25 protein-coding genes are annotated in these 23,427 nt (G+C 69.3%); 9 read left to right on the top strand and 16 right to left on the bottom strand.

Annotated features, from left to right (window positions below):
• Positions 1–31 precede the first annotated feature (31 nt).
• From AC3WTD_RS07385 to AC3WTD_RS07370, 4 genes are all read right to left on the bottom strand, one after another.
• Positions 32–1,018 carry a fimbrial protein gene (locus tag AC3WTD_RS07385; RefSeq protein WP_492613397.1) on the bottom strand — a complete coding sequence of 329 codons (987 nt, stop codon included), beginning with the start codon at positions 1,016–1,018 and terminating at the stop codon, positions 32–34.
• On the bottom strand, positions 1,015–3,780 hold the full coding sequence (locus AC3WTD_RS07380; RefSeq protein ID WP_492613396.1) for a fimbria/pilus outer membrane usher protein: 2,766 nt from the start codon (positions 3,778–3,780) through the stop codon (positions 1,015–1,017). Before AC3WTD_RS07380 ends, AC3WTD_RS07385 begins: the two co-directional genes overlap by 4 nt.
• Positions 3,777–4,520: a fimbrial biogenesis chaperone gene (locus tag AC3WTD_RS07375; protein WP_492613395.1), complete on the bottom strand. Its 744-nt coding sequence runs from the start codon at positions 4,518–4,520 to the stop codon at positions 3,777–3,779. Before AC3WTD_RS07375 ends, AC3WTD_RS07380 begins: the two co-directional genes overlap by 4 nt.
• Positions 4,521–4,611: 91 nt before the next feature.
• Complete coding sequence (locus tag AC3WTD_RS07370) at positions 4,612–5,151, bottom strand: fimbrial protein (protein WP_492613394.1); 540 nt, start codon at positions 5,149–5,151, stop codon at positions 4,612–4,614.
• A gap of 519 nt (positions 5,152–5,670) precedes the next feature.
• On the opposite strand from AC3WTD_RS07370, the gene AC3WTD_RS07365 reads away from it, so the two are divergent.
• From AC3WTD_RS07365 to AC3WTD_RS07340, 6 genes are read left to right on the top strand one after another with little or no spacing between them, the layout of a single operon-like run.
• Entirely contained in the window at positions 5,671–6,054 is a 384-nt protein-coding gene (locus AC3WTD_RS07365; RefSeq protein ID WP_027493484.1) for a hypothetical protein, read from the top strand.
• Between the two features lie 32 nt (positions 6,055–6,086).
• Positions 6,087–6,491 (top strand): UbiA prenyltransferase family protein, encoded by a 405-nt coding sequence (locus tag AC3WTD_RS07360; protein WP_037090152.1) that lies wholly within the window; start codon positions 6,087–6,089, stop codon positions 6,489–6,491.
• Complete coding sequence (locus AC3WTD_RS07355; protein WP_027493485.1) at positions 6,484–6,684, top strand: helix-turn-helix transcriptional regulator; 201 nt, start codon at positions 6,484–6,486, stop codon at positions 6,682–6,684. Before AC3WTD_RS07360 ends, AC3WTD_RS07355 begins: the two co-directional genes overlap by 8 nt.
• A gap of 20 nt (positions 6,685–6,704) precedes the next feature.
• On the top strand, positions 6,705–8,258 hold the full coding sequence (locus AC3WTD_RS07350) for an alpha/beta hydrolase (protein ID WP_027493486.1): 1,554 nt from the start codon (positions 6,705–6,707) through the stop codon (positions 8,256–8,258).
• A gap of 11 nt (positions 8,259–8,269) precedes the next feature.
• Positions 8,270–9,004: an ABC transporter ATP-binding protein gene (locus AC3WTD_RS07345; RefSeq protein WP_027493487.1), complete on the top strand. Its 735-nt coding sequence runs from the start codon at positions 8,270–8,272 to the stop codon at positions 9,002–9,004.
• The gene (locus AC3WTD_RS07340) at positions 9,001–10,206 is read left to right on the top strand and encodes an ABC transporter permease (RefSeq protein WP_492613393.1); all 1,206 of its coding nucleotides are present in this window, start codon (positions 9,001–9,003) and stop codon (positions 10,204–10,206) included. Before AC3WTD_RS07345 ends, AC3WTD_RS07340 begins: the two co-directional genes overlap by 4 nt.
• A gap of 119 nt (positions 10,207–10,325) precedes the next feature.
• Here AC3WTD_RS07340 and AC3WTD_RS07335 read toward each other — a convergent pair whose 3' ends face one another.
• The 3 genes from AC3WTD_RS07335 to AC3WTD_RS07325 all read right to left on the bottom strand — a co-directional run bounded on the left by AC3WTD_RS07335 (position 10,326) and on the right by AC3WTD_RS07325 (position 12,773).
• Complete coding sequence (locus AC3WTD_RS07335) at positions 10,326–10,649, bottom strand: EF-hand domain-containing protein (RefSeq protein ID WP_027493489.1); 324 nt, start codon at positions 10,647–10,649, stop codon at positions 10,326–10,328.
• Positions 10,650–10,651: 2 nt separating this feature from the next.
• Positions 10,652–11,254: a GTP cyclohydrolase I FolE gene (folE, locus tag AC3WTD_RS07330; protein WP_492613392.1), complete on the bottom strand. Its 603-nt coding sequence runs from the start codon at positions 11,252–11,254 to the stop codon at positions 10,652–10,654.
• A gap of 76 nt (positions 11,255–11,330) precedes the next feature.
• Positions 11,331–12,773, bottom strand: a complete 1,443-nt coding sequence (locus tag AC3WTD_RS07325) for a DNA recombination protein RmuC (protein WP_492613391.1) — start codon at positions 12,771–12,773, stop codon at positions 11,331–11,333.
• A 123-nt stretch (positions 12,774–12,896) separates the two neighbouring features.
• Between AC3WTD_RS07325 and AC3WTD_RS07320 the strand changes: the two genes are divergently transcribed.
• Positions 12,897–14,090, top strand: coding sequence for an NAD(P)/FAD-dependent oxidoreductase (locus AC3WTD_RS07320; protein ID WP_027493492.1), 1,194 nt, complete (start codon positions 12,897–12,899; stop codon positions 14,088–14,090).
• A 255-nt stretch (positions 14,091–14,345) separates the two neighbouring features.
• Here the strand turns inward: AC3WTD_RS07320 and AC3WTD_RS07315 are convergent, their stop codons facing one another.
• The 6 genes from AC3WTD_RS07315 to AC3WTD_RS07290 form a co-directional block, all read right to left on the bottom strand.
• A complete protein-coding gene (locus AC3WTD_RS07315) occupies positions 14,346–15,518 on the bottom strand; it encodes a class I SAM-dependent rRNA methyltransferase (protein WP_492613390.1) in 1,173 nt (390 codons plus the stop codon).
• A gap of 136 nt (positions 15,519–15,654) precedes the next feature.
• Complete coding sequence (locus AC3WTD_RS07310) at positions 15,655–16,089, bottom strand: hypothetical protein (protein WP_492613389.1); 435 nt, start codon at positions 16,087–16,089, stop codon at positions 15,655–15,657.
• An 89-nt stretch (positions 16,090–16,178) separates the two neighbouring features.
• Positions 16,179–17,357, bottom strand: coding sequence for a glutathionylspermidine synthase family protein (locus tag AC3WTD_RS07305; RefSeq protein WP_492613388.1), 1,179 nt, complete (start codon positions 17,355–17,357; stop codon positions 16,179–16,181).
• On the bottom strand, positions 17,357–17,899 hold the full coding sequence (locus AC3WTD_RS07300; RefSeq protein WP_027493629.1) for a DUF1190 domain-containing protein: 543 nt from the start codon (positions 17,897–17,899) through the stop codon (positions 17,357–17,359). Before AC3WTD_RS07300 ends, AC3WTD_RS07305 begins: the two co-directional genes overlap by 1 nt.
• Positions 17,900–18,082: 183 nt before the next feature.
• On the bottom strand, positions 18,083–19,045 hold the full coding sequence (locus tag AC3WTD_RS07295; protein ID WP_027493630.1) for a serine/threonine protein kinase: 963 nt from the start codon (positions 19,043–19,045) through the stop codon (positions 18,083–18,085).
• Between the two features lie 88 nt (positions 19,046–19,133).
• Complete coding sequence (locus AC3WTD_RS07290; RefSeq protein ID WP_492613387.1) at positions 19,134–19,574, bottom strand: hotdog fold thioesterase; 441 nt, start codon at positions 19,572–19,574, stop codon at positions 19,134–19,136.
• Positions 19,575–19,628: 54 nt separating this feature from the next.
• Here AC3WTD_RS07290 and AC3WTD_RS07285 point away from each other — a divergent pair, with 54 nt between their 5' ends.
• Positions 19,629–20,699 (top strand): 2Fe-2S iron-sulfur cluster-binding protein, encoded by a 1,071-nt coding sequence (locus tag AC3WTD_RS07285; RefSeq protein WP_492613386.1) that lies wholly within the window; start codon positions 19,629–19,631, stop codon positions 20,697–20,699.
• Positions 20,700–20,818: 119 nt separating this feature from the next.
• Here the strand turns inward: AC3WTD_RS07285 and AC3WTD_RS07280 are convergent, their stop codons facing one another.
• The 3 genes from AC3WTD_RS07280 to AC3WTD_RS07270 all read right to left on the bottom strand — a co-directional run bounded on the left by AC3WTD_RS07280 (position 20,819) and on the right by AC3WTD_RS07270 (position 22,289).
• Positions 20,819–21,265: a rhodanese-like domain-containing protein gene (locus tag AC3WTD_RS07280; protein ID WP_027491592.1), complete on the bottom strand. Its 447-nt coding sequence runs from the start codon at positions 21,263–21,265 to the stop codon at positions 20,819–20,821.
• Positions 21,266–21,342: 77 nt separating this feature from the next.
• Positions 21,343–21,756, bottom strand: a complete 414-nt coding sequence (locus AC3WTD_RS07275; protein ID WP_027491591.1) for a hypothetical protein — start codon at positions 21,754–21,756, stop codon at positions 21,343–21,345.
• 59 nt (positions 21,757–21,815) lie between these two features.
• Positions 21,816–22,289 (bottom strand): YiiD C-terminal domain-containing protein, encoded by a 474-nt coding sequence (locus AC3WTD_RS07270; protein WP_027491590.1) that lies wholly within the window; start codon positions 22,287–22,289, stop codon positions 21,816–21,818.
• A gap of 60 nt (positions 22,290–22,349) precedes the next feature.
• Here AC3WTD_RS07270 and AC3WTD_RS07265 point away from each other — a divergent pair, with 60 nt between their 5' ends.
• On the top strand, positions 22,350–23,129 hold the full coding sequence (locus AC3WTD_RS07265) for a uroporphyrinogen-III synthase (RefSeq protein ID WP_027491589.1): 780 nt from the start codon (positions 22,350–22,352) through the stop codon (positions 23,127–23,129).
• Positions 23,130–23,427 lie beyond the last annotated feature (298 nt).

Here is a 23,427-nt window from a genome sequence, read left to right as displayed (position 1 = left end):
GGCCGCGCGAGCCCTGGTGACGCGTCCGAAATTACTGGTAGGAGAGCGTGAACGTCGCCGTGGCGCCAAGCAGGCCGGCGCTTACCGTGCTCCCGGTCTGGTAGTAGCGGGCGAAATAGTTCACCGTGAGCGTACCGTTCGGCGTGGCGCCAATGGTCTGGGCCACGCCGAATGACACCGGTGTCACCCCCGACGAATCCAGTACCTGCACGCCGACGCCGCCGGTGCTGCCGCTCGACGGCGCGATCACGCCTGGTTTGCCGGCGACCGGCGTGGCCGTGTCCAGCGTGATGCGCACGGTGGCGCCGCTGGAACAGGTCAGCCCGATCGAGAACGGCGTCGTGCCGGCGACCGAACCGACACCGCTGAAGGCCTGACTGGTGACCGTGGGCAGCGCCACGGTGATGTTGCTGGTGCTGACCTGGCAGGCGGGCGCGGTGAAGGTCAGGCTGTTGGCCAGGTTGATCACCGCGTCGTAGATGAAGTTGCCCGGTGTGCCCGCCTTGAAGCTGGCCAGCGGACCCTGCAGCGTGGTGCCGTTGGCAATCGTGCCGGTCTTCACCAGCTCGATGGTGACGGCATCGTTCTCGTACCAGGCGCCGTTTCCCAGGTTGAAGTAGTCGTACGGGTAGATATAGCTGCCGCGCTGCAGTACCCGGTAGCCCATGCCGGTAGTGCCGATCGGGAACAGGTTGTCTGTCGTCGCGGGGGTGCTGCCGGCTTTGTTCACCAGGCCCCAGCGGTCGTTGCCGCCCTTGCTGTCGCAGGTGAAGGAAACCGGCTGGTTGATCGGCGTGGGATACGACGTGTACAGCACGCTGCCGACCGGGGTGGCCGGATCGTTGACGATAGTCGCGGGCAGCGCCACCGAGTAGGTCCCCTGCGAGTTGCCCGGATCGAAATAGCATTTGGCCCAGCCGCGGCCGGGCATGATTGCAAGCAACGCGATGAGCAGCAGCAGCCCGCCGCGGGCCAGGCCCATGGTTGGTGTCCGCTGGCGCGGTGGATGGATGCTCATGGCGGCGTGCTCTCGAAAGCGGCGGCCGGACCGGTGGCGGGCGACTCGCTGCAGACGGCGTCCTGCACGGCATAGCGCCCGACCCCCTCGCCGCGGGCGGCGGGGACGTGGTAGGTGAAGCTGCAACGGCGCTCGTGGCCTGCGTCCTGCCAGGTCACGGTGGCGCGGCCGGCTTCCCGGCTGGCCCGCATCATGATGTGTCCGGCCTGGCCGACGATGCCGATGACCTGGTCCTGTCCGTCTTCCACTTCCGCGCCGAACGGCAGCAGCGTGCCGTCGGCCTGGTGCGCCCGGACCAGCATGAAGCGGCCGCTCTCGCTCTTGAACTTCACCATCACCACGGCGCCGGCGCGCGGCGCCACCTGGGTGCTGGTGTTGTCCAGCTGCACGTCCAGCGGCAGGCCGGCGGGGTCGATCTCGATCGTGTCGAGCACGTAGGGGCTGAGGTAGGGCACCAGCGCGTAGCCGGTGTGGTCGATGCGCACGCCGGTCGCATTGCCGACGCGCGCACCCTCGGCGTCGGGCACCTGCACGATCGCCACGGTGTCGCCCAGCGGCTGGCCGAAGGTGACCCCGCCTGGGTGCGCGACGATGCCGCCCGCCACGTTCAGTGATGCCTGGGAATAGCCGCTGCCCGCGCCGAAGTTGGCGTTGAGCTGCGCATGGCTGCCGCGGTAGCCGGCGTTGACGCTGGCGGTGCTGCCGGTGGCGCTGGGGCCGCTGTCGTGGGTGGCGGTGGCGCCGTAGTAGAAGCGGTCGTCGGCCCCGGCGTTGCCGCCGAGCGTGGCCTGTTCCTGCATGCCGCCGTTGCCGTCGCGGCTGAGGCTGCCGGTGAAAATGGGGCTGTGCGAACCGTTGCCCAGCGGGATCGTGAGGTTGACCATGTAGCGGTTGTCGCTGCGCCCGAACAGGTCGCGTTCGCGGCCGGCCGAGAGGTTGTAGTTCACTCGGCCGATCGAGTTGTCGTAGCCGAGCTGGAACTGGGTATCGGTGCCGCCGCGGTTCCAGTAGTCACGCACCGAGCCGTTGACATAGAGCGAGCCGCCGCGGCTGCCCAGCCGCTGGCTGAGGGTGAGGCTGAAGCTGTTGCGCTGGCGGTCGACGCCGTTCGGCACCAGATAGTCGCGGTAGTCGACGCCGGCCAGCGCGGCCTGCTGCGCCGGGGTGAGCAGGTCGGAAACCGGCATGCCGTTGATCGTCAGCGGCCGGGCCGGGCCGCTGGCGAAGACCGGCAGGCCGCGGCGCGCATAGTCGCGCGCGCGCGCGGCATCGCCGAGGGCGAGGAAGCCGCTGGTCGAATAGCGGTAGGCGGCCACGGTCAGCGAGGTGCCGGTCTGCGCCAGTATCTTGCTGTAGCTGAGGCGCACGCTGCGGCCGGACAGCGTGTCCAGCCCCGGAATGCGCGTGCGCGCGCTGGTGATGTCCATGGCCAGCGCGCCGTAGCGCGTGTTCAGCGCGCCGCCCAGCAGCAGCGCGCCGTAGCCGGGCGAAGCCGCCGCGCCGGCATAGCCGGTCAGCAGGTTGGAGAAGCCGCGCTGCAGGGTCGCCTGCACCAGGTTCGGCTGGTGCTCGATCGTCGCGTTGCGCAGCTGGCCGGCGGCCACGCTGAAGCGGGTGACGCCCGGGCGCAGCAGCTGCGGCACCGAGGCGTACGGCACCGAGAACGTGTGCACGCGACCATTCGCCTCGGTCACGCTGACCTCGATGTCGCCGCCGTAGCCGGTGGCGTAGAGGTCGTCGACGACGAACGGACCGGGCGCCACCGTGGTCTGGTAGATCAGCATGCCGTTCTGGCGCACGGTCACCCTGGCATTGCTGTCGGCGATGCCGCGCACGGTCGGCGCGTAGCCGCGCTGTGACTGCGGCAGCATGCGGTCGTCGGTGGCGATCTGCACGCCGCGCAGGCCGATGCTGTCGAAGATCTCGCCGCTGGTCCAGGCATCGCCCAGGGTCAGCTGCGCGTGCAGTTGCGGCAGGTCGCGTTGCGCGTAGGTGGCGATGTTCTGCCAGTGGTGGCCGGAACGCGCGCCACCGCCGAATTGCCAGCTCAGCGAGGAGTTGTGGCGCAGGTGCCAGCGGCCCAGGTTCACGCCGGCGTTCAAGCCGAGGTAAGACGAGGTTTGCGACAGCCCGTGGCTGCTGGTGCGGTAGCTGTTGAAGTTGTAGTTGAGCAGGCCGGCGTTGACGCCGGAGTCCCAGTACTTCGGGTCGACGTAGCCGCGTGCCTGCTGCCCCAGGTAGGCCTGCGGCACGCTGGTGTCCAGGCGCAGGTCGGACATCTCGAACGCCATGCTGGCGCCGGGAATCACGCTGGCCATGTCGACGCAGAGCTTGTCGTCGGTCAGCCCGGCGCCGGTGCGGGCCGACAGGTCGGCCGGGTGCAGCCCCAGCTTGTCGAGCAAGGGCCGGGTCACGCAGGGGGTGGCGCTGGCATCGGCCGATGCCGCGGCGAAACGCACGTCGCTGCGGCCGACCGGACGGTCGTTGAGGTAGAGGTCGACGCTGTAGGTGCCGGCTGGCACGAAGTTGCCGCGCTCGAAGCGGGACAGGTCGGTGGTGTTCTGCCCCGCACCGGAAAGCATGCTGCGGTCGAAGCTGGCGTCCATGGCGTCGACGGCCGGTGTGCTGGCGTCGGCGTTCGGGCCGGCGGCAGTCGTTGCGGCCACGGCGTGGCTACCCCAGCCGCACAAGGCCAGGCCGATCAGCGCGGACAGCAGCTGGCGGCGGGCCGCCACCGGGGCGCTGGCGCGCGGCCAGCTCACGGCGTGATGGTGCCCTGGTAGGACGCGGCGGCACCGAAGTCATTGATGACGGTGTAGTCGACCGTGCTGCCCGCCGCCGGCGCGCGGTCCAGCCGCTTGACCGGCAGGCGCAGCGACGACCGTGGCACCACCATGCCGTTGGCCGGCGCATACGTCGCGCCGCCGACACTCAGCGACAGCTTGCTGAAAGTGATGTGGTACGGCGTGGGGTTGCGGGCCTCCAGCGCGTAGCCATTGCCGTCCGTGACCACGCCCCAGGTGATCTGTTGGGCCGCGGTGGCAGGATCGCCGGCCAGGTTGGCCGGGCGGAAAAAGAGCTTGAGCCGCGAACGCACGGCGAACTGCAGCGTGTTCTGCTCTTCGCCCGGCTTCGCCGTGGGCTTGGGCGGAATCTCCAGCACGTTCAGCCAGAACAGCGACTCGCGATCGGTGGGCAGCGGCTGGCCGGTGTAGACGATGCGCAGGCTCTGGCCCTTGCCCGCGTTCATGCGCGCCAGCGGCGGCGTGATCAGGAACGGCACCTTGGCGCTGTCGGGGGTGGAATCGGGATTGCCGCCGTCGATCCACGCCTCGATCAGGGCCGGCTGGTTGCCGGCATTGCTCAGGCGCACGGTGACCTCGCCGTTGGCCGCCGGAAACACCACGCGCGTACCGGCAATCACCACGCTGGCGTGGGCGGAGCCGGTACTGGCGCCAAGCACCAGCAAGGCTGCACCGAGGGCGCAGAGCAGGCTTTTCATCAGGGTGTCCGTGCGGATCAATGCATCGCGGCGATCGACAGCAGGAGCGCTGCAGCCACGTCCCCCCTGGCTGCAGCGCGTCAATGCCTGCTTACAGATAGGTCAGCGTGAAACCGACCGACGAGGTGACCAGGCCCGCCGTGGTGGCCGTGGCGGTCGAGACGTACTGAGCCGTGAGCGTGGTGAAGCCGGTGCCGCCCTTGACCGCGATGACCGGGGCGTTGGCCTGGGTCGACGTGTTGATGACCGCGCTGGTGCTGTTTAGCAGCTGGATCTGCACGTTCGAGCCACCGGCGGTGGCGTTCTTCAGGTTGCCGCTGGTGGTGTCGATGCTGGGGCCGGCGGTGAACGCCATGTTGGCGTTCGCGGTATTCGTGTCGCAGTTGCTCAGGTCGACGGTGAAGTTGGTGGCGCCGGCCACGTTGCCCGCGGCCGCACCAAACGCGGCGGTCATGACGGTCGGCAGGGCGACCACGTTGCTCGTGCTGTTGTTGATCTGGATGACGCAGGTGTCGGCCAACACCTTGCCGGTGAAATTGATGGTGCCGCTGCTGGCCGCCTGGGCAGTCGGAGCAAGGGCGGTGGCGGCGACGGCGGCAACCAGGGCGGTGCAAAGCAGGGTCTTGTTCATGGGTCGATCGTTCCTGTAAGTGCGTACGGGTGATGGTTCTGCATGGGCGGCAGCGGGTAGCGCCGGACCAGCTGGCTGGAGATCCGTCCGACGTGTGTTGCGGTTTCGGGAGTCCCCCCGGACATCGAATGCCGGCCTTGGCTTCTAAGGCGGCTGACTGCTCAAGGCAAGCGGTGTGCCAGAATCTGCACGTAAACGGTTACTCAAACCAGCCAAGCCGCTCGCCGGAGTGACGTATTTGAAGCTGGGCAAGGCTTTTCGCATAATTTGTCAGCTTTCCCTGACAAAAATCGGCACTTCAAACTGCGAACTATGTCACTTATTTATCGCGCCGTCATCATGCCATTTTCATGCGTGGCGACCTTGAACCGGGAATTTGAAAACCCTTCTGTAAAGTGACCTTGACCTGGCTCGGGAAGCCTGCCTATCCTGCACTTGTCAAGGTTGCTTGACATGACCGGCGGGGTGCCAGGTGTGTACGGCGTCGGCCGCCAGGCGAAACGCAGGAGGGGATGGGGTATGCCGCGTTTTACGGAAAGGCGTTACCGGCGCCGGGTGGCGCTGGCGATGGTGCTGTATGTCGCCGTGCTGCCAGTGGCGTGGCCGCTGGTGCGCGGCACGGCCAGTGCGCCGTTCAAGGTCGCGCTGGCGCTGCTAGCGCGCCATTACGGCAGCGAGGCGAGCTGCGCCGGCGATGACGCCGGCATACCGCTGCGCTGGCGCCTGCTGCTGGTTGCCGGGCTGACCGCCCTGGTGGGGTGGCTCGCCTGGCGTCGCCGGGACGGCTTCGACCACGGGATATTCGTGGGTATGGCGGCCGCGGCGGTGCTGTTCGTGCTGGTGCAGGGCATCCTGCGTTGGCGCCGCCGTCGCTCCTCGACCGTGCCATCCCATGACGCCTGAGTCGCTGTCCATCACCACTACTGGAGCTTCCGATGCGCGCCGTCCATAAACGCTATCTGCGCGAGTTCTTCCCGGCCATGCTGGCCTATGTGGTGCTGATCGTGCTGTCGGGGCTGCTGCTGCCGAAGCTTGCCAGCCTGCCCTGGCGAGTGGGGCTGGCGTTGCTGCCGCTGCTGCCGATCGTGCTGGCGATCCGCGCGATGGTGCGGGTGGTGCGCGATCAGGACGAACTGGAGCGGCGCATCGACCTGGAATCGTTTGCGATAGCTGCCATGGCGACCGGCTTCGGCTTTTTCAGCTTCGGCCTGCTGCTGTTGGCAGATGTGGGCTGGCAGGTGCGCGGCGGAACGGTGGCGATCTGGGTGATGCCGTGCCTGTTCGCGACGTTCGGCCTGGCCAAGCTGGTGGTCGCCCGGCGCTACCGCCGCCATGCATAACCACGTGCGCGAACTGCGCGGCGAACATGGCTGGTCGCAGGCCGACCTGGCCAAGCGGCTGGACGTGTCGCGGCAGACCGTCAATGCGATCGAGACCGGCCGCTACGACCCCAGCCTGCCACTGGCGTTCAAGCTTGCGAAACTGTTTGGCCGTCCAATTGAATCGATTTTCGATCCAGGGAGCAGCACGTGAACAAGAAGTCCGGAGCACGCATGGGGGCGGTGGTCGCCATCGCGGTGGCGATCTTTGCCGCCAACCACAGCGGCCATCGCCGCGGGCAGGACAAGGGCCTGCCGCCCGCGGCCATCGCCTCACCAGCGCCTGCCGTGAAAGTGGCTCCGGCCAAACCGGCGACATGGAAGCTCGGCGCCGTCACCCTGTCCGCCTGCGAGCTGGCGCAGCCGAATAGCGGGCTCAGCACGGCGGCGTGGTGTGCCGATTTTCCGGTGCCGGAGAACCGCGACGATCCGCACATCCGCACGATCAAGCTGAAGCTGGCCGTGCTGCGCTCGCGTGCGCAGGTGGCCAGCCCGGACATGCTGGCCTTCCTCGCCGGTGGCCCCGGCCAGGCGGCGACCGATTCGGCCGGCACCGTGGCGTCGGTGCTGAAGCCGCTGCTGGCGCATCGTCACGTGCTGCTGCTGGACCAGCGCGGCACCGGCGGCTCGAATGCGCTCGACTGCAAGGCAACCGCCGAGGCCACCACTCCGGCGGACGACAGCACGTTCGATGCCGACAAGCTGCGCGCGGCCGCCGCCGCGTGCCTGAAGCAGCTGGCCGGTCACGCCGATCCGCGCTACTACACCACCACCATCGCGGCGCAGGATCTGGAGGACGTGCGCAAGGCGCTCGGCGCACCGCCGCTCGACCTGGTCGGTGTGTCCTACGGCACGCGGATGGCGCAGCAGTACCTGCGGCGCTTCCCGGATGCGGTGCGCAGCGTGGTGCTGGACAGCGCGGTGCCGAACGAACTGGCGCTGGGCGAGGATTTCGCGCGCAACCTGGACGACGCGCTGAAGGCGCAATTCGTCCGCTGCACTGCGGAGCCGGCGTGCAAGGCGAAGTTCGGCGACCCGGACCAGACCCTGTACCAGTTGCGCGACGCGCTGCGCGCCAACCCGCACCAGGTCAGCTTCCGCGACCCGCAGAACTACCAGACGGTGAAGCGGATGCTGGACGAGGATGCGCTGGCCAGCGTGGTGCGCATGTTCGCCTATACGCCGGCCACCGCCGCGCTGCTGCCGCTGTCGATCGACGCCGCCGCACGCGGCGACGTCGGCCCGTTGCTCGGCCAGGCCAAACTGCTTTCCGGCGAGCTGTCCGAGCTGATGGGCAGCGGCATGCAGTATTCGGTGATCTGCGCCGAGGATGCGGACCTGCTCACGGCGCGCCCGCAGGACGCGCAGACCATGCTGGGCACGCGCATGGTCGATGCGCTGAAGGCGGTCTGCTCGGTCTGGCCCAAGGGCACGCGCCCGGTCGATTTTCACGCTCCGCTGAAGACGGCCAAGCCGGTGCTGCTGCTGGCCGGGCAGTATGACCCGGTGACCCCGCCGCGCTACGCCGACGAGGTGGCGAAGGGCCTGCCCAACGCGCGCGTGCTAGTGCTCAAGGGCCAGGCGCACAGCGTGATGGCGACCGGCTGCACGCCGCAGCTGATCCAGCATTTCGTCGAGCAGCCCGAGCCGAAGACGCTGGACGCGAGCTGCCTGGACCGCCTGCAGCCCACGCCGATCTTCATCGACTTCAACGGTTCAACCCCTTAAGGAGCCGCGCCATGATCGAGGTAAGGGATTTGCACAAGGCGTTCGGCGCGGTGAAAGCCGTCGACGGCGTCAGCTTCACCGCCCGCGACGGCGAGATCACCGGCCTGCTCGGTCCCAACGGCGCGGGCAAGACGACCACCTTGCGCATGCTCTACACGCTGATGACGCCCGATCGCGGCCAGGTGCTGGTGGACGGCATCGACGCGGCGGCCGACCCGCTCGGCGTGCGCCGCCAGCTCGGTGTGCTGCCGGATGCGCGTGGCCTGTACAAGCGACTGACCGCGCGCGAGAACATCGACTACTTCGGCCGCCTGCACGGCCTGCCGGAGGATCTGCTGGCTAGCCGGCGCGAGGCGCTGGTGAAGGCGCTGGAGATGGTCGACATCGCCGACCGCCGCACCGAGGGTTTCTCGCAGGGCCAGCGGGTGAAGACCGCGATCGCCCGTGCGCTGGTACACGACCCGCGCAACGTGATCCTCGACGAGCCGACCAACGGCCTCGACGTGATGGCCACCCGCGCGCTGCGCCAGTTCATGCGGCGGCTGAAGGACGAGGGCCGCTGCGTGCTGTTCTCCAGCCACATCATGCAGGAGGTCGCCGCGCTGTGCGACCGCATCGTGGTGATCGCGCACGGCCGCGTGGTAGCCGACGAATCGCCCGACGCGCTGCGCGCGCAGACCGGCGAATCCAACCTGGAGGACGCCTTCGTGAAGATCATCGGCACCGATGAGGGACTGGCGGCATGAGCACGACCCCATCGAAAACCCGGCCCAGCAGCGCCTTCCTCACCGTGTTCCTGAAAGAGGTGAAGGAAAACCTGCGCGATCGCCGCACCTTGATGAGCGCCTTCCTCACCGGCCCGCTGCTGGGCCCGCTGCTGTTCGTGATGCTGATCAACCTCACCTTGAACCGCGAGCTGGACAAGGCGGAGCAGCCGCTGCCGGTGCCGGTGATCGGCGCCGAGTACGCACCGAACCTGATGAACGCACTGAAGGCGGGCGGCGTGCTGGCCGCCGCGCCGGTGGCCGACCCCGCGCAGGCGGTGCGCAAGCAGGACGCCGACGTGGTGCTGCGCGTCGCCCCCGGCTACGGCAAGGCCTGGCGCCAGGGCGAGCCGGTGCAGGTGGAGCTGTTCTACGACTCCTCGCAGCGCGACGCGAACAGCTCGGTGGAGCGGGTCACCCAGCTGGTGGAAGGCTACGCGCGCCAGCAGGGCGCGATGCGGCTGGTGGCGCGCGGGCTGTCACCAAGCACCGCGTGGCCGCTGCAGGTGGCCAGGCGCGACCAGGCCACGCCGCAGTCGCGCGCCGTGCTGATGTTCGCGATGCTGCCGTATTTCTTCGTGATCACCATCTTCATGGGCGGCATGTACCTGGCGATCGACCTCACCGCCGGCGAGCGCGAGCGGCAATCGCTGGAGCCGTTGTTCGCCAACCCGGTGGCGCGCTGGAAGATCCTGTGCGGCAAGCTGGCGGCGATCTGCGCGTTCTCCACCGCCAGCCTGCTGATCACCCTGCTGGCGTTCGCCGTGGTGGGGCAGTTCATTCCGGCGGAGAAGATCGGCATGGAGCTGGACCTGGGCCTGCACTTCGCGACGTACGCGCTGCTGCTGATGCTGCCGCTGGTGCTGCTGCTGGCCGCGCTGCAGTCGATGGTGGCGGCGTTCGCCAAGAGTTACCGCGAGGCGCAGACCTACATCTCGCTGTTGATGCTGGTGCCGATCATTCCCAGCCTGCTGCTGTCGTTCATGCCGATCAAGGCGCAGGCGTGGATGTACGCGGTGCCGCTCTTGGGCCAGAACCTCGGCATCATGCAGCTGCTGCGCGGCGACGGCGTCAGCGCCGCGCAGATCGGCCTGTGTCTGGCCGGCAGTCTGGCGGCGGCGCTGATCGCGCTGCTGGCGACCGCCCAGCTGTACCGTTCGGAGAAGCTGGCGATCTCGGCCTGAGTCTCTTGAAATCGTAGGAGCCCGCTGGCGGGCGATGCTCTTGGGACCGGGATTCGGGATTCGGGATTCGCAAAAGCAAGAGCATCGCCCGCCAGCGGGCTCCTGCATGGAGATCGGCTTCAGCGCGGTGGCGCGGTCAGTTCCTTCGCGTCGAGGTAGCCATCGTGGTTGCGGTCGAGCTTGTGGAACTGCCGGCGCAGGTTGTCCTGGTATTCCGTGAGCGTGATCGGCTGGCCGCGGCCACCGGGCAATTCGTCGGTTTCGAGGATGCCGTCGCCGTTGCGGTCCATCGCCTGGAAGCCGCGGCCCATGTACGCCAGGTACTCGGCCTCGCTGACCCGGCCGTCGCCGTCGCGGTCGAACGCCTGCAGGTACTCCGAACGCGTGTCCTGCGCCAGCGCGGTCGCCGCCGCCAGCAGTGCCAGCGCGGCAGCCAGCCGCACGTTCAGCGGTGGCCGCCGTGGATGCCGATGAACTGCAGGAACTCGGCGCGGGTGCGCGCGTCCTCGCGGAAGGTGCCGAGCATCTGGCTGGTCACCATCGACACGCCGCGCTTGTGCACGCCGCGGGTGGTCATGCATTCGTGGCTAGCGTCGACCACCACCGCCACGCCGGCCGGCTGCAGGGTCTCCTGGATGCACTGGGCGATCTGCGCGGTGAGCGTCTCCTGCACCTGGAAGCGGCGCGCGAAGCCGTCCACCACGCGCGCCAGCTTGCTGATGCCGACCACCCGGTTGGTCGGCAGGTAGCCGACGTGGGCACGGCCGATGATCGGCGCCATGTGGTGCTCGCAGTGGCTCTCGAACTGGATGTCGCGCAGCACCACCATCTCGTCGTAGCCGTCCACCTCGCTGAAGGTGCGGCGCAGGTAGTCGCCCGGGTCGGACTCGTAGCCGGAGAACCAGTCGCGGTACGCCTTCACCACCCGCTTGGGCGTGTCCAGCAGGCCCTCGCGAGCGGGATCGTCGCCGGCCCAGCGCAGCAGTGTGCGCACCGCCTCCTCGGCCTGCTCCTGGCTGACATCGTTCGGGTTGCGCTGCTCGCTCATGGGGAATCTCGGGTGGCCGGATGGGGCAGTCTAACGTCCGCGTCAAGCCGGCGCTGGTCCGACCGCGGCGGGGAAGTCATGTCTCGGTGTCGTCGTCGCGGTCGTCCGTCGCGGGCACGTCGTCCAATAGCTGCCGGGTGACGTCGCCCGGCGCGGTTTCCACGCCGCGCAGCCTGCGTTCGATGGCACGGGTACGCACGCCGGTCGCGTCGATCTGGTTGCTGGCCTGGTCCAGATTCTTCTTGACCTTGTCCAGTACCGCGCCGAACTTGCCGAATTCGGTCTTGACCGCGCCCAGCAGCTGCCATACCTCGCTGCTGCGCTTTTCGATCGCCAGCGTGCGGAAGCCGGCCTTGAGGCTGGTCAGGATCGCCGCCAGCGTAGTCGGTCCGGCGACCGTGATGTGGTGGTCGCGCTGCAGCGACTCGAACAGGCCCGGCCGCCGCAGCACTTCGGCGAACAGGCCCTCGGTGGGCAGGAACAGGATGGCGAAATCCACCGTGTGCGGCGGCACCACGTACTTGCTGCGGATGCGCTTGGCTTCCTCGCGCACGCGCCGTTCCAGCGCATTGGCGGCGTCCGCGGCGGCGACAGCGTTGGCGTTTTCCTGGGCGTCCTGCAGGCGCTGGTAATCCTCGAGCGGGAACTTGGCGTCGATCGGCAGCCACAGCGCGGCGCCATCGACGCCGTTGGGCATGTGGATGGCGTATTCGACCCGTGCGTCGACGTTGGGCACCACCGCCACGTTGGCGGCGTACTGGTCGGGCGCAAGCAGCTGTTCGAGCAGGGCGCCGAGCTGGGTTTCGCCCAGTACGCCGCGTGTCTTCACGTTGCCGAGCACGCGCTTGAGGTCACCGACGCCGGTGGCCAGACTCTGCATCTCGCCCAGCCCGCGCTGCACCGCTTCGAGCCGTTCGGACACCAGCTTGAAGGACTCGCCGAGGCGGGTTTCGAGCGTGGCGTGCAGCTTCTCGTCGACGGTGGCGCGCATCTGTTCCAGCTTGGCCGCGTTGTCCTGCTGGATCGCGCCGAGCTTGCTCTCCAGCGTGGCGCGCACCTCACCCATGCGCTTCTCGTTGTCGGCGGTGAGCGCGGCGAGACGTTGCTGCTGCTGTTCGCCGGAGTGGTTGAGCGCCAGCGTGGTTTCCGCGCGGCTCTTGCGTGCGTCCTCGGCGAGTTGCTGCGCCAGCGTCTGCAGGCCCTGGCTGGTGCCGTCGGTGAGCGCGGTGAGGCGTTGGCCGAAGCCGTCGATGCGCTCAGCCTGCTGCCGCGACATGTCGCCGAGCTGCTCGCCCACGTGGCCGCGGAAGCGGTCGAAGCCCTGTTGCAGCTCTTCGCGCCCGGCGCGCTGCTCCTCGCGCAGGGTGCGTTCGACGCGGGCGCTGTCGTCCTTCAGGGCATCGAGTTTCGCGCCCAGGCCAGGGTCGCCGCGGCCGCGCAGCAGCAGCGCGACCTGCAACAGCAGTACCAGCGCGGCGAGGATGACCAGGATGATCAGCAGGGTTTCGGCGAGCGTCATGGAACGTTTTCCCGGGATGATGCATCCAGTGTACGTCGAGCCGTCTCGTCGGCTGCGCCTGATTCACGCCACCGCGATCGCGGTGGTGCATCATGGGCCGATCCGTCGGCCCGGGAGAAGCTCATGGAACACATCCACGATTACCTGATCATCGGCGGCGGCATGACCGCCGATGCGGCTGCCAAGGCGATCCGCGAGGTCGATGCCGCGGCGAACGTCGGCATGGTCGGCGCCGAGGCGCAGGCGCCGTACCAGCGTCCGCCGTTGTCCAAGTCGCTGTGGAAGGGCGACAAGTCGGTGGCCGACATCGACCTGGCTACCGCGGCCAGCGGCGCTGTGCTGCATATGGGGCGGCGCATCGAGTCGCTGGACCGGGTCGCGCGTACCGCGCGCGACGACCACGGCGACAGCTACCGCTACCGCCGCCTGCTGCTGGCCACTGGCGCCACCCCGCGCCGGCTGCCGTTCGAGGGCGGCGAGCGGATCATCCATTTCCGCACGCTGGACGATTACCAGGCCTTGCGGCGCTACGCCAAGCCTGGCGCCTTCATCGCGGTGATCGGCGGCGGCTTCATCGGCTGCGAACTGGCCGCATCGCTGTGCGCCCTCGGCTGCAAGGTGAGCCTGCTGTTTCCCGGCGGGACGATCGGCGCGGGGCGCTATCCCGAGGGCCTGGCGCGCTATCTCGACGCGTACTACCGCGATCGCGGCGTGGACGTGCGCAGCGGCGTGCGCGTGGAGGGCAGCAACCCCACCGATGGTGGCGTCGAGCTGACGCTGTCCGACGGCAGCCTGCTGCGCGTGGAGGCGGCGGTGGCCGGCCTCGGCGTGACGCCGAACACCGCGCTGGCCGAACAGGCCGGGCTAGCCGTCGACAACGGCATCGTGGTCGACGCGCAGCTGCGCAGCAGCGATGCGGACATCTGGGCCGCCGGCGACGTGGCCAATTTCCACAATCCGGCGTTGGGCCGGCGCCTGCGCGTGGAGCACGAGGACGCGGCGGTCAGCATGGGCCGCCATGCCGGCCGCGCGATGGCCGGCGTGGCCGGGGAATACACCGTATTGCCGTTCTTCTATTCGGACCTGTTCGACCTCGGCTACGAGGCGGTCGGCCTGCTCGACACGCGCCTTGAGGTGGTCGAGGACTGGCGCGAGCCGAACCGCGAGGGCGTGGTGTATTACCTGGACGGTGGCCGCGTGCGCGGCGTGCTGCTGTGGAACACCTGGGACCAGGTGGGTGCCGCGCGCGAGCTGGTCGCGCAGGCCGGCCCGTTCGACGCCGCTTCGCTGCGCGGGCGGCTGCCGCAAAAACCCTGACCCACACCACGTTGCTGTGGAGCGCACCCTGTGCGCGATGCTCTTCGTCAGGTAGCGAAAGAGCATCGCGCGCAGGCGCCTCCTACAAAAAAACGGCGGTTTTGCCCCACCCGCAGCCGCGTAGGGCGGGCACGGCCCGCCGGCTTTGGTTTTCGCAGCCGCGTAGGTTGGGGTGAGCGCAGCGAACCCCAACGTCACGGCGCGAGCATGTTGGGGTTCGCTGCGTTCACCCCAACCTACCCCGGTCGCGCTACCTCACTCCACCCGGCAGAACGCCGCCTTCAGGTAGCGGCCTTCCGGCACGTCGGTGCGGAACGGGTGGTCGGCGCCGGGGCCGCGCACTTCCAGCACCTGGATCTCGCGGCCGGCGTTGAGCGCCACCCGGCGCAGCATCTCCAGGAACTCGGCCTCGCCGACCAGGCCGGTGCACGAGCAGGTCAGCAGCAGGCCGCCAGGCGGGATGATGTCCAGCACCATGCGGTTCATCGCGAAGTATTTCTTCAGCGCGTCCATCACCTTGCTGCGGTCGCGGGTGAGCTTGGCCGGGTCGAGCACCACCGCGTCGTAGCGCTCGCCGCGCGTCACCGCGGCGCGCACCCAGTCGAAGATGTCGGATTGCTCGAACACCACCGCGACGTTGTTGGCGGCGGCGTTGGCGCGGGCGACTTCCAGGATGCCCGCATCCAGATCCACGCCGACCGCCTCGCGCGCGCCGGCCGCCATCGCGTGCACGGCGAAGCCGCCGGCATTGCAGCACAGGTCGAGCACGCGACGGCCTTTCGCCAGTTCCGCGAAGCGCTTGCGGTTGTCGCGCTGGTCGGCGAAGAAGCCGGTCTTGTGGCCCAGGCCCGGCGCGGCGTGGAAGCGCAGCCCATGTTCGTGCACCTCGAATGGCGCCGGCACCTCGGGGCTGCGGCAGTCGAACGACTCCTGCTTCTGCACGTGCGACTCGGCAAACCAGTACAGCTGCGCGCCTGGGAAATGCGTGAGCAAGGCGGTGTGGATCGCCTCGCGGAAACGCCACATGCCGGCAGCGAAGTATTCGATGACGAGAACGTCGGCGTAGCGGTCCACGATCAGCCCGGAGAGTCCGTCGCCCTCGCTGTGCACCACGCGCCAGGCGTCGCTGACGGCATCGAGCTGCAGCCAGTCGCGGCGCAGCTGCACCGCGCGGGCGATCCGCGCGGCGATCCAGTCAGCGTCGATCACCGCATCCGCATGCGTGTCGAGCAGGCGCAACGCGATGCGCGCGTGGCCGTTCCAGAGCGCGCGACCCATGAAGCGGCCTTTCGCGTCGTGCACCTCGACCACGCTGCCCGGCGGCAGCTTCGCCTCCGGCTTGTGCAGCTGCGCCGACCACACCCACGGGTGGCCGGGAGCGCGGTCGGACTTCAATCGGATGACGGGGAGTGCGGCGGGCGTATTCATCCGCGCATGATAGCCGCTGCCCGGGTTCCTCCCCTGCCTGCAGGGGAGGCTGGGAGGGGTTGCTCGGGCTGGCAGGGAAGATCAAAGGCACCCCACCCCGGCCCTCCCCTGCGTCGCAGGGGAGGGAGCAGGAGTGTCAGCGCAGGCGCAGCACCAGCCAGGAGAGCAGCGCCAGCAGGTTGATACCGAGGCGCGACACCGCCGGGCCGGCCGCGGCGAGCACGAAACCCTGCGTGCCGAAGTGCCAGTCCAGGCCCAGCCGCGGCGTGGCCTGCAGGGTGGCGAACACGTTGACGAAGGCGCCGCAGTGCAGGCCGTAGCTGAAGAGCGGCGTGGCGATCAGCGGCAGCTGCAGCAGCTGCGCCCAGCGCGACATGCGCACGCCGTGCTCGCTGCCGGCCACCAGCTGGATGCCTGCGGCCAGCACGAAGCCGTACAGCGCCAGGCCGAGCAGGGCGACCAGGCTGTCGTGCGCACCGAACGGCAGCAACCGGCGCAACATCGCAGCCACGCCGTAGAAACCACCGGCGATTTCGAGGACGCCGATCAGGCGGAACAGGACGGTGCGCATGCGGGGCCTTGTGCGGAAAAAGACGCAAGCTTAGAGCCTGTCCGAAGTCTGCGGAAATCCCGCGTCGGGAGCCGTCGGCGCGCGGGCTCTCAGGCGATCAGCACGCCGCGCGCTTCCTCGACGATCGCGTGCGGCACGAAGCGCGCGCTGTCCTGGGTGATCAGCGTGCTGTCCTCGCGGATGCCGATGCCGCAGGCGCGGTCGCCGACTACCCAACTGCCGAGCAGCGGGTGGTGGCCGTCGAAGGTCGGCAGCGGGTGGCAGACCTGGCGGATGCATGGACCGTCGTAGGGGCCGCCGGTGGCGAGTTGGCGTCCATCGTCCAGGCGCATTGCGATATTGGCGCCCTCGCGCGAGTGCAGCGGCTTGCGCACCCAGCCGCGCGGCAGCTCGCCGCCATCGTCGAACATCGCCGGCAGCAAGTTCGGGTGGCCCGGGTGCGCTTCCCACAGCAGCGGCAGGATGCCCTTGTTGCTCAGCAGCGCCTTCCACGGCGGTTCGATCAGCTGCAGGCCGGCGCGCGGCAGGTACGCGCCGAACGACTCGCGGAACAGATCCTCCAGCGGGTACAGCTTGAACAGGCAGCCGATCACCTGGTCGTCGAGGTCGGTGAAGCGGCCGTCCTCGGACAGGCCGATGTCCTCGATCGCCAGCAGCCCGCAGTCGATGCCCGCCTGCAGCGCGCAGTCGCGCAGGTAGGCCACGGTGCCCTGGTCTTCCGCCGAATCGCGCACGGCGGCAAAGAGGAATGGCCGCGCGATCCGGCGCGCAATGGTGCCGAACGCCTCCACCAGCGACTCGTAGATCGAGTTGAACTGATCGCTGCCGGCCGGCAGCTGGCCGTGCGCGAGCTGGTCCTCAAGCCACTGCCACTGGAAGAACGCGGCCTCGAACAGCGAGGTCGGCGTGTCGTAGTTCAGCTCGTAGAGCTTGGCCGGGCCGGTGCCGTCGTAGGCGAAGTCCAGGCGGCCGTACAGGTGGGGGTCGCGCCTGCGCCAGCTCTCGGCGATCCAGTCGCGGTACGGCTCGGGGATCGCCAACTGCTGCATGTGCCGCTCGCTGCCCACGATGCGCTCGACCATGTCCAGCGCCATCGCGTGCAGTTCTTCGCTGGGCGCTTCGAGGTCGTCCTCGATTTCGCGCAGGGTGAAGGCGTAGTACGCCGACTCGTCCCAGTACGGCGCATCGTCGATGGTGTGGAAGCCGAAGCCGCACTCGGCGGCCTTCGCGCGCCAGTCGGGGCGCGCGGCGGTGGCGACGCGGCGCATCAGCCGCCGATGCCGCGGCTGCTGCCGGAGCTGCCGAAGCCGGAACGGCTGACCGTGACCGCGCGGTTCGGCGTGGCGTTGACCGGCACCATCGCGGTGCCGGCCCCGCCGCGATAGACGCCGCCCGTACCGGCGCCGGCGGCGGGGCGCTGCCAGCCGCCGTTGCTGTCGCGGAACGCCGGCGCGCTGTTGAAGCCGTTCGCGGCCATGCCGTTGCGCATCATCTGCGACAGGAAGAAACCGGTCATCAGCGGGCCGAAGAACGAATGGTTGGCGCCATCGCTGCGTTCGGCGCACTGCTCCTTGCCGTAGCTGGCCTCGCACGCCTCGCGGTTGGCGAAGCGCGGCGCATTGGTGGTCGCATCCCGCTGTGCCTTGGCGAACGCCTGCTGGCAGGTATCGCGGTCGTTGGTCTGCGCCACGCAGGCCTCGACCGAGGTGTACAGGCCTTCGCGCGACGCGCTTTCGCTGCGGTCGCAGGCGGTCAGCAACAGCGGGGCCGTGCTCATCAGCAGCAGGGCGGCGGTCTTGGATCGCTTCATGGGATGCTCGGCTCGCGGGTATCCGTCCAAGCATGCCTGCTTGCGTGCGCGGAAGGAAGTTCTTGCGGTAGGAGCCGCGGTAGGAGTCCGCTTGCGGGCGAGGCTCTGCTTTTGCGAATCCCGAATCCCGAATCCCAGCTCCAAGAGCATCGCCCGCAAGCGGGCTCCTACCTGGTTGTGGAGCTATTCGAGTCCGTCGGCCAGCTCGTGCAGGTCGGCGACGTGCTGTTCCCACCAGCGCGATTCGGCGGCGAACGGGAACGCGGCGGGGAACGCCGGGTCGTGCCAGCGCGCGGCGATCCAGCCGGCGTAGTGCAGCTGGCGCATCGCGCGCAGCGCCGGCACCAGCGCCAGCTCGGCGTGGTCGAACGGGCGGAACTGGCGGTAGCCCTCGAGTACGGCGTCCATCGCGCGCTCGTCGTTGGCGAGCATCCACAGGTCCTGCACGGCGGGGCCGCTGCGGGCGTCGTCGAAATCGACGAAGTGCGGGCCGGCATCGGTCCACAGCAGGTTGCCGGGGTGGCAGTCGCCGTGCAGGCGCAGCTGGCGTACCGGGCCGACCGCTTCCAGGCGTGCGGCGATCGCCGCATCCAGCCGCGTCGCGGCGGCACGGTAGTTCCCCTGCAGGGCGGCCGGCAGCAGCGACGAGGCGAGCACCGCATGCATCGGCTGCTGCACCATCGTGTCGCGGTCGAGCCGGCCGCGATGCGCGAACGGCGCTCGCGCGCCGACCAGATGCAGACGTGCGATCAGCCGGCCCAGCCACTGCAGCTGATCGGTCGCCTCCAGCTCCGGCGCGCGGCCGCCGCGGCGCGGCGTCAGCGCGTAGCGGAAGCCGCCGTGATGCAGCAGGGTGCGGCCGCCGAAGGCCAGCGGCGCCACCACCGGCAGTTCGGCCTCGGCCAGTTCCTGCGTGAACGCGTGTTCCTCGATGATCGCCGCGTCGCTCCAGCGGCCGGGCCGGTAGAACTTCGCGATCACCGGCGCGGCCGGCTCCAATCCATCGTGTTCCAGGCCCACCTGCCACACCCGGTTCTCGTAGCTGTTCAGCGCGAGCAGACGGCCATCCGGCCACAAGCCGCAGGCGCCCACCGCGTCGAGCACGAGGTCGGGAGTGAGGCTGGCGTACGGCGTGCCGGCTGTCATCGGGTACCGCGCCTCTTTCGTTCGCCTCCTCTCCCCACGCAGGGGAGAGGATTGAGGTGAGGGGCGGGTGCTCGCGGGAACGTCACGATCAACGCACGCCCATGCCGCGTGCCGGGATCACCGCCATGGTGAGGCGCGCGATGCACACCAGCGTGCCCTCCTCGCTCTCGATGCGGATCTCCCACACCTGGGTGGTGCGGCCGATATGCAGCGCCTTCGCGGTGCCGGTGACGCTGCCCTCGCGCACGCCGCGCACGTGGTTGGCGTTGATGTCCAGGCCTACCGCCCGTTCCTTCTCGGGATCGAGCGTAAGCATGGCCGCGGTGCTGCCCAGCGTCTCGGCCAGTGCCACCGAGGCGCCGCCGTGCAGCAGGCCGTACGGCTGGTGGGTACGCCGGTCGACCGGCATGCTGCCGGCCAGCCAGTCGTCGCCGACTGCGGTGATGCGGATGCCCAGCGTCTCCATCAGGGTGTTGGCGCACCAGCCGTTGAGGCGGGCGAGGTCGGTGGATTGTTTCCAGAGGCTCATCGTTGATTCCTGTAAAGCGAACCCGCATTGTTGTCCGCTGTGATCGTCGCGACAATGCACCCAGTGCCCATCGTCACCCTCAAATCTTCCGGCCGCCGCTTTCCGGTGGCCCCCGGCGAAACCGTGCTGGAAGCGGCGCAGCGCGCGGGCGTGGCGTTGCCGTATTCGTGCCGCGCCGGCGTTTGCGGCAGCTGCAAGGCGACCCTGCTGGAAGGGCGCTGCGAATACCCGCGCAACCCGCCGCTGGCGCTGGATGCCGGCGCGCTGGCCCATCACGCGGTGCTGCCGTGCCAGGCGGTGCCGTGCGGCGACCTGCTGCTGGAAGCGCGCGAGGTGGCCTCGGTGGAGGACATCGCGCGGCGCCAGCTCGGCGTGGTGGTGGCCGCCAAGTGGCGGCTGGCGGCGGACGTGATCGGCCTGCGCCTGCTGCCGGATCGCGGCGAGCGCCGGCTGCGGCGGCTGCCCGGCCAGTACCTGGACGTGCTGCTGGAGGACGGCCGGCGCCGGCCGTTCTCGATCGCCAACGGCCCGCAGCGGGACGGTTCGATCGAGCTGCATGTGCGCCACGTCGCCGGTGGCGGCTTCACCTCGTGGGTCAACGACGTGCTCGAGGTCGGCGACCGCCTGCGCGTGGAGGGGCCGCTGGGCACCTTCGTGCCGCGCGAGGATTCCGAGCGGCCGATGATCTTCATGGCCGGCGGCACCGGCTTCGCCCCGGTCAAGGCGATCGTCGAACACTTCATTGCACTGGGCACGCGCCGGCCGATGCGGCTGTACTGGGGCGCGCGCAGCGCGGCCGACCTGTACCTGCGCGCGCTGGCCGAGCGGTGGGCGCGCGAGGTGCCGAACCTGACGTTCCACGCCGTGGTCTCCCACCCCGAACTGGCCGATGGCCTGCGCATGGGGCTGGTGCACGAGGCGGTGCTGGCCGATCAGCCCGGCCTCTCCGGCCACGACCTGTACATGAGCGGCCCGCCGGCGATGATCGACGCCGCGCACCCGCTGTTCCTCGCCGCGGGGCTGCCGGAGGATCGGCTGTACTACGACTCGTTCGAGTACGCGCCGGACGTGCTGGCGCAGATCATCGCCGGCCGCGCCGGCATCCACGACCTGCCGTTGCCGTAGGAGCCCGCTCGCGGGCGATGCTCTTGGAGCCGGGAGCCGGGAGCCGGGATTCGGGATTCGGGATTCGGGATTCGGGATTCGCAAAAGCAGAAGCAAAAGCATCGCGCGCCAGCGCGCTCCTACCGGTTGCCCTTGGCTACCGGCAGCTGCGCCGCGTGCCAGGCCAGCACGCCGCCGCCCAGCGTGTAGACCTTGCCGAAGCCGGCCTTGGCCAGCCGCTGCGAGGCCTTCAGCGAATTGCCGCGGCCATCCTTGTCCATCACCACCACCGGCAGTTCCTTCGCCTTGGCCAGGTCCTTGTGCTCGGGGTCGAACTGGCTCATTGCCACGTGGCGGGCGCCGGGCACGTGCATCTTCTCGAACTCGGCGATTGCCGACAGGTCGATCAGCAGCGGGCTTTCGCGGTTCATCAGCTGGGTCAGCCCGGCCGGGCTGAGCTCCTTGATCTTGCTGAACAGCGTACTGACCTGCATGACGATCAGCGCCAGCAGCAGGATCACGAACAGGGCGGACAAGGCGGCATGGTTGCCGACAAATTCGGGCAGCTTGTGCAGGAAATCGTTCATCGTCAGTCCACAGGTGCCGTGGCCGCACCAGTTCGGGTAAACCGGCAATTATACGGATATGTCGCGGGGCGCGCGGCTCAGTCCTGGGTGATGTCCGGCAGGCCGCTGGTCAGCCACCAGCGCTTGGCCTTCTCGTCGTAGTGCCAGCGCTGGTGATCGACCACGCTGCGCTCGGACTGGGTGTGGATGTTGACCAGGTTGATCAGCACGGTCTGCTGCACGTCGAAGTCGCCGCTCGGCACCGGGCCGGCGCCGTCGTCGTACTCGCTCACCCGCACCTGCTGGTAGCGCGCCAGCTGCAGCGGGGTCAGCGGATGGGCGGTGCGCATCGCCGGGTCGATGAACTGCGCGGCGCTGCGGAAGTCGCCCCAGCGCAAGGTGCTGCCGTAGGCCTTCAGCGTGGTGGTCAGCGCGTCGCTGCGGGTCTTGGTGGCGCAGCTGGCCAGCAGCAGCACGGGCAGCACGACGAGAATGCTCAGGATGCGACGCATGGATGGCTCCTCCCCCGATGGATATCCGGCCATTCTGCACCAAGTGGCGGCGAGCGACTTCAGCCGCGGCGTTTGGCGACGAAGCGCGCGCCCAGGGTACAGGCGGGCGCGCCGACCTCGTCGGGCACCACGCAGTCGACGCCGATGCGCGCCTTGCCGCGTGCCTCGATCGTACTGAAGAAGGTGGCCCAGTCGGCCTCGGCGGCGAGCCGTGCCTCGCTGCGGAAGTCCCGCCACAGCGGCGTCAGGTAGCGCACGGTCGATTCGGCGACGAACACGTCGCAGTCCAGTTCGCGCCGGCGCAGCGCCAGTTCCACCAGCGCCCAGCCGCTCAGGGTCATCAGGCTGACCAGGCTGCCGCCGAACGCGCAACCCTTGTCGTTGACGTTCGGCGGCAGCGGCGCGTGCAGGGCCAGGTGCCCGTCGTCGCAACCGGCCAGTTGCAGGTCCATCGCGCGGGCCAGCGGGATTTCGTCGCGGATGAAGCGGATCAGCTGTTGCGCGTGCAAGGTGGCGTCGTCGGTGCTGCTCACGTGGTCGGGGTTCCTGCGGAGGGGAGCCCGCCAGTGTAGGGCGGCCGCTACACTGGGGCCATGACAGTGACCGCACGACAACACCCCCGGGACAAGCCGGATCTGCGCGGCCGCAGCGTGGTGATCACCCGCCCGGCCGGCACCGCGTCGGCACTGGCGCGCCGGGTGCGTGCACTCGGTGGCGTGCCGCTGCTGCTGCCGGGCCTGGCCCTGCGCAGCGTGGCGGATGCTGTGGACGCGCGCCGTGGCCTGCGCGCGGCGCTGGCGGCGGAGCTGATCGTCTTCACCAGCCCGGCCGCGGTGCGCCACGCCGCCGCCTTGTTGCCGCTGCGAACCACGGCCGCGGTGTTGGCGGTAGGCCAGGGCACCGCGCGGGCCCTGCGCCGGCACGGCATCGCCACGCCGCTGGCGCCGCAGCGGCAGGACAGCGAAGGCCTGCTTGAACATCCCGAGTTGCGGGAACTGCGCGGTCGCCGGGTGGCGCTGGTCGGTGCGCCCGGCGGTCGCGGCGTGCTGCGCGAACAGCTCGCCGCCCGTGGCGCGCAGTTGCAGGAGGTGCATGTCTACCGGCGGGTGCCGCCGCGGCTGGACCGGCGTCACATCGAGGCGTTGCTGCGCTTGCCGGCTTCGGCGCGGGTGCTGCTGTCCAGCGCCGAGGCGCTGCATCACCTGCAGCAGGGGCTGCCGGCGGCGGCGTGGGCGCGGCTGTGTGCGGCGACCGCGGTGGTCAGCAGCGAGCGGCTGGCGGTGGCGGCGCGTGTGGCCGGGTTCGCGCGCATCGTGCCGGCCGCCTCGGCGCTTTCGGCCGACCTGCTCGACGCGGCCGCCCGCACGGGCTGAGCGGTTGAGTTTTTCAACCTCGAAGCCCGGCCATGCATGGCCGGGCGCGGATCGGGCACGCCAGTGCCTGATTCGCGTGAGCGAGTCCGGACAAATCCGCCGGGAGCGGATTTGAACAGCCGCAGGCTGGCCCACAGGGGGCATGCCATGGATGGCATGCACACATGTGCCGGACTCGCGATAGAAGAAAACACAGGAAGTGGTTTTCTTCACAAGCACTGAGAGGGTGTCGACAAAACAATCAGCTTGCGAGTCTAGTGGCGAGGATACGCGCTTCGACTAACCAGACCCAAGCCAC

It is taken from the genome of Rhodanobacter sp. FW106-PBR-R2A-1-15 (assembly GCF_058789735.1).
The sequence above is the reverse complement of the archived record's forward strand: the minus strand, read 5'-3'. Positions and strand labels throughout refer to the sequence as shown.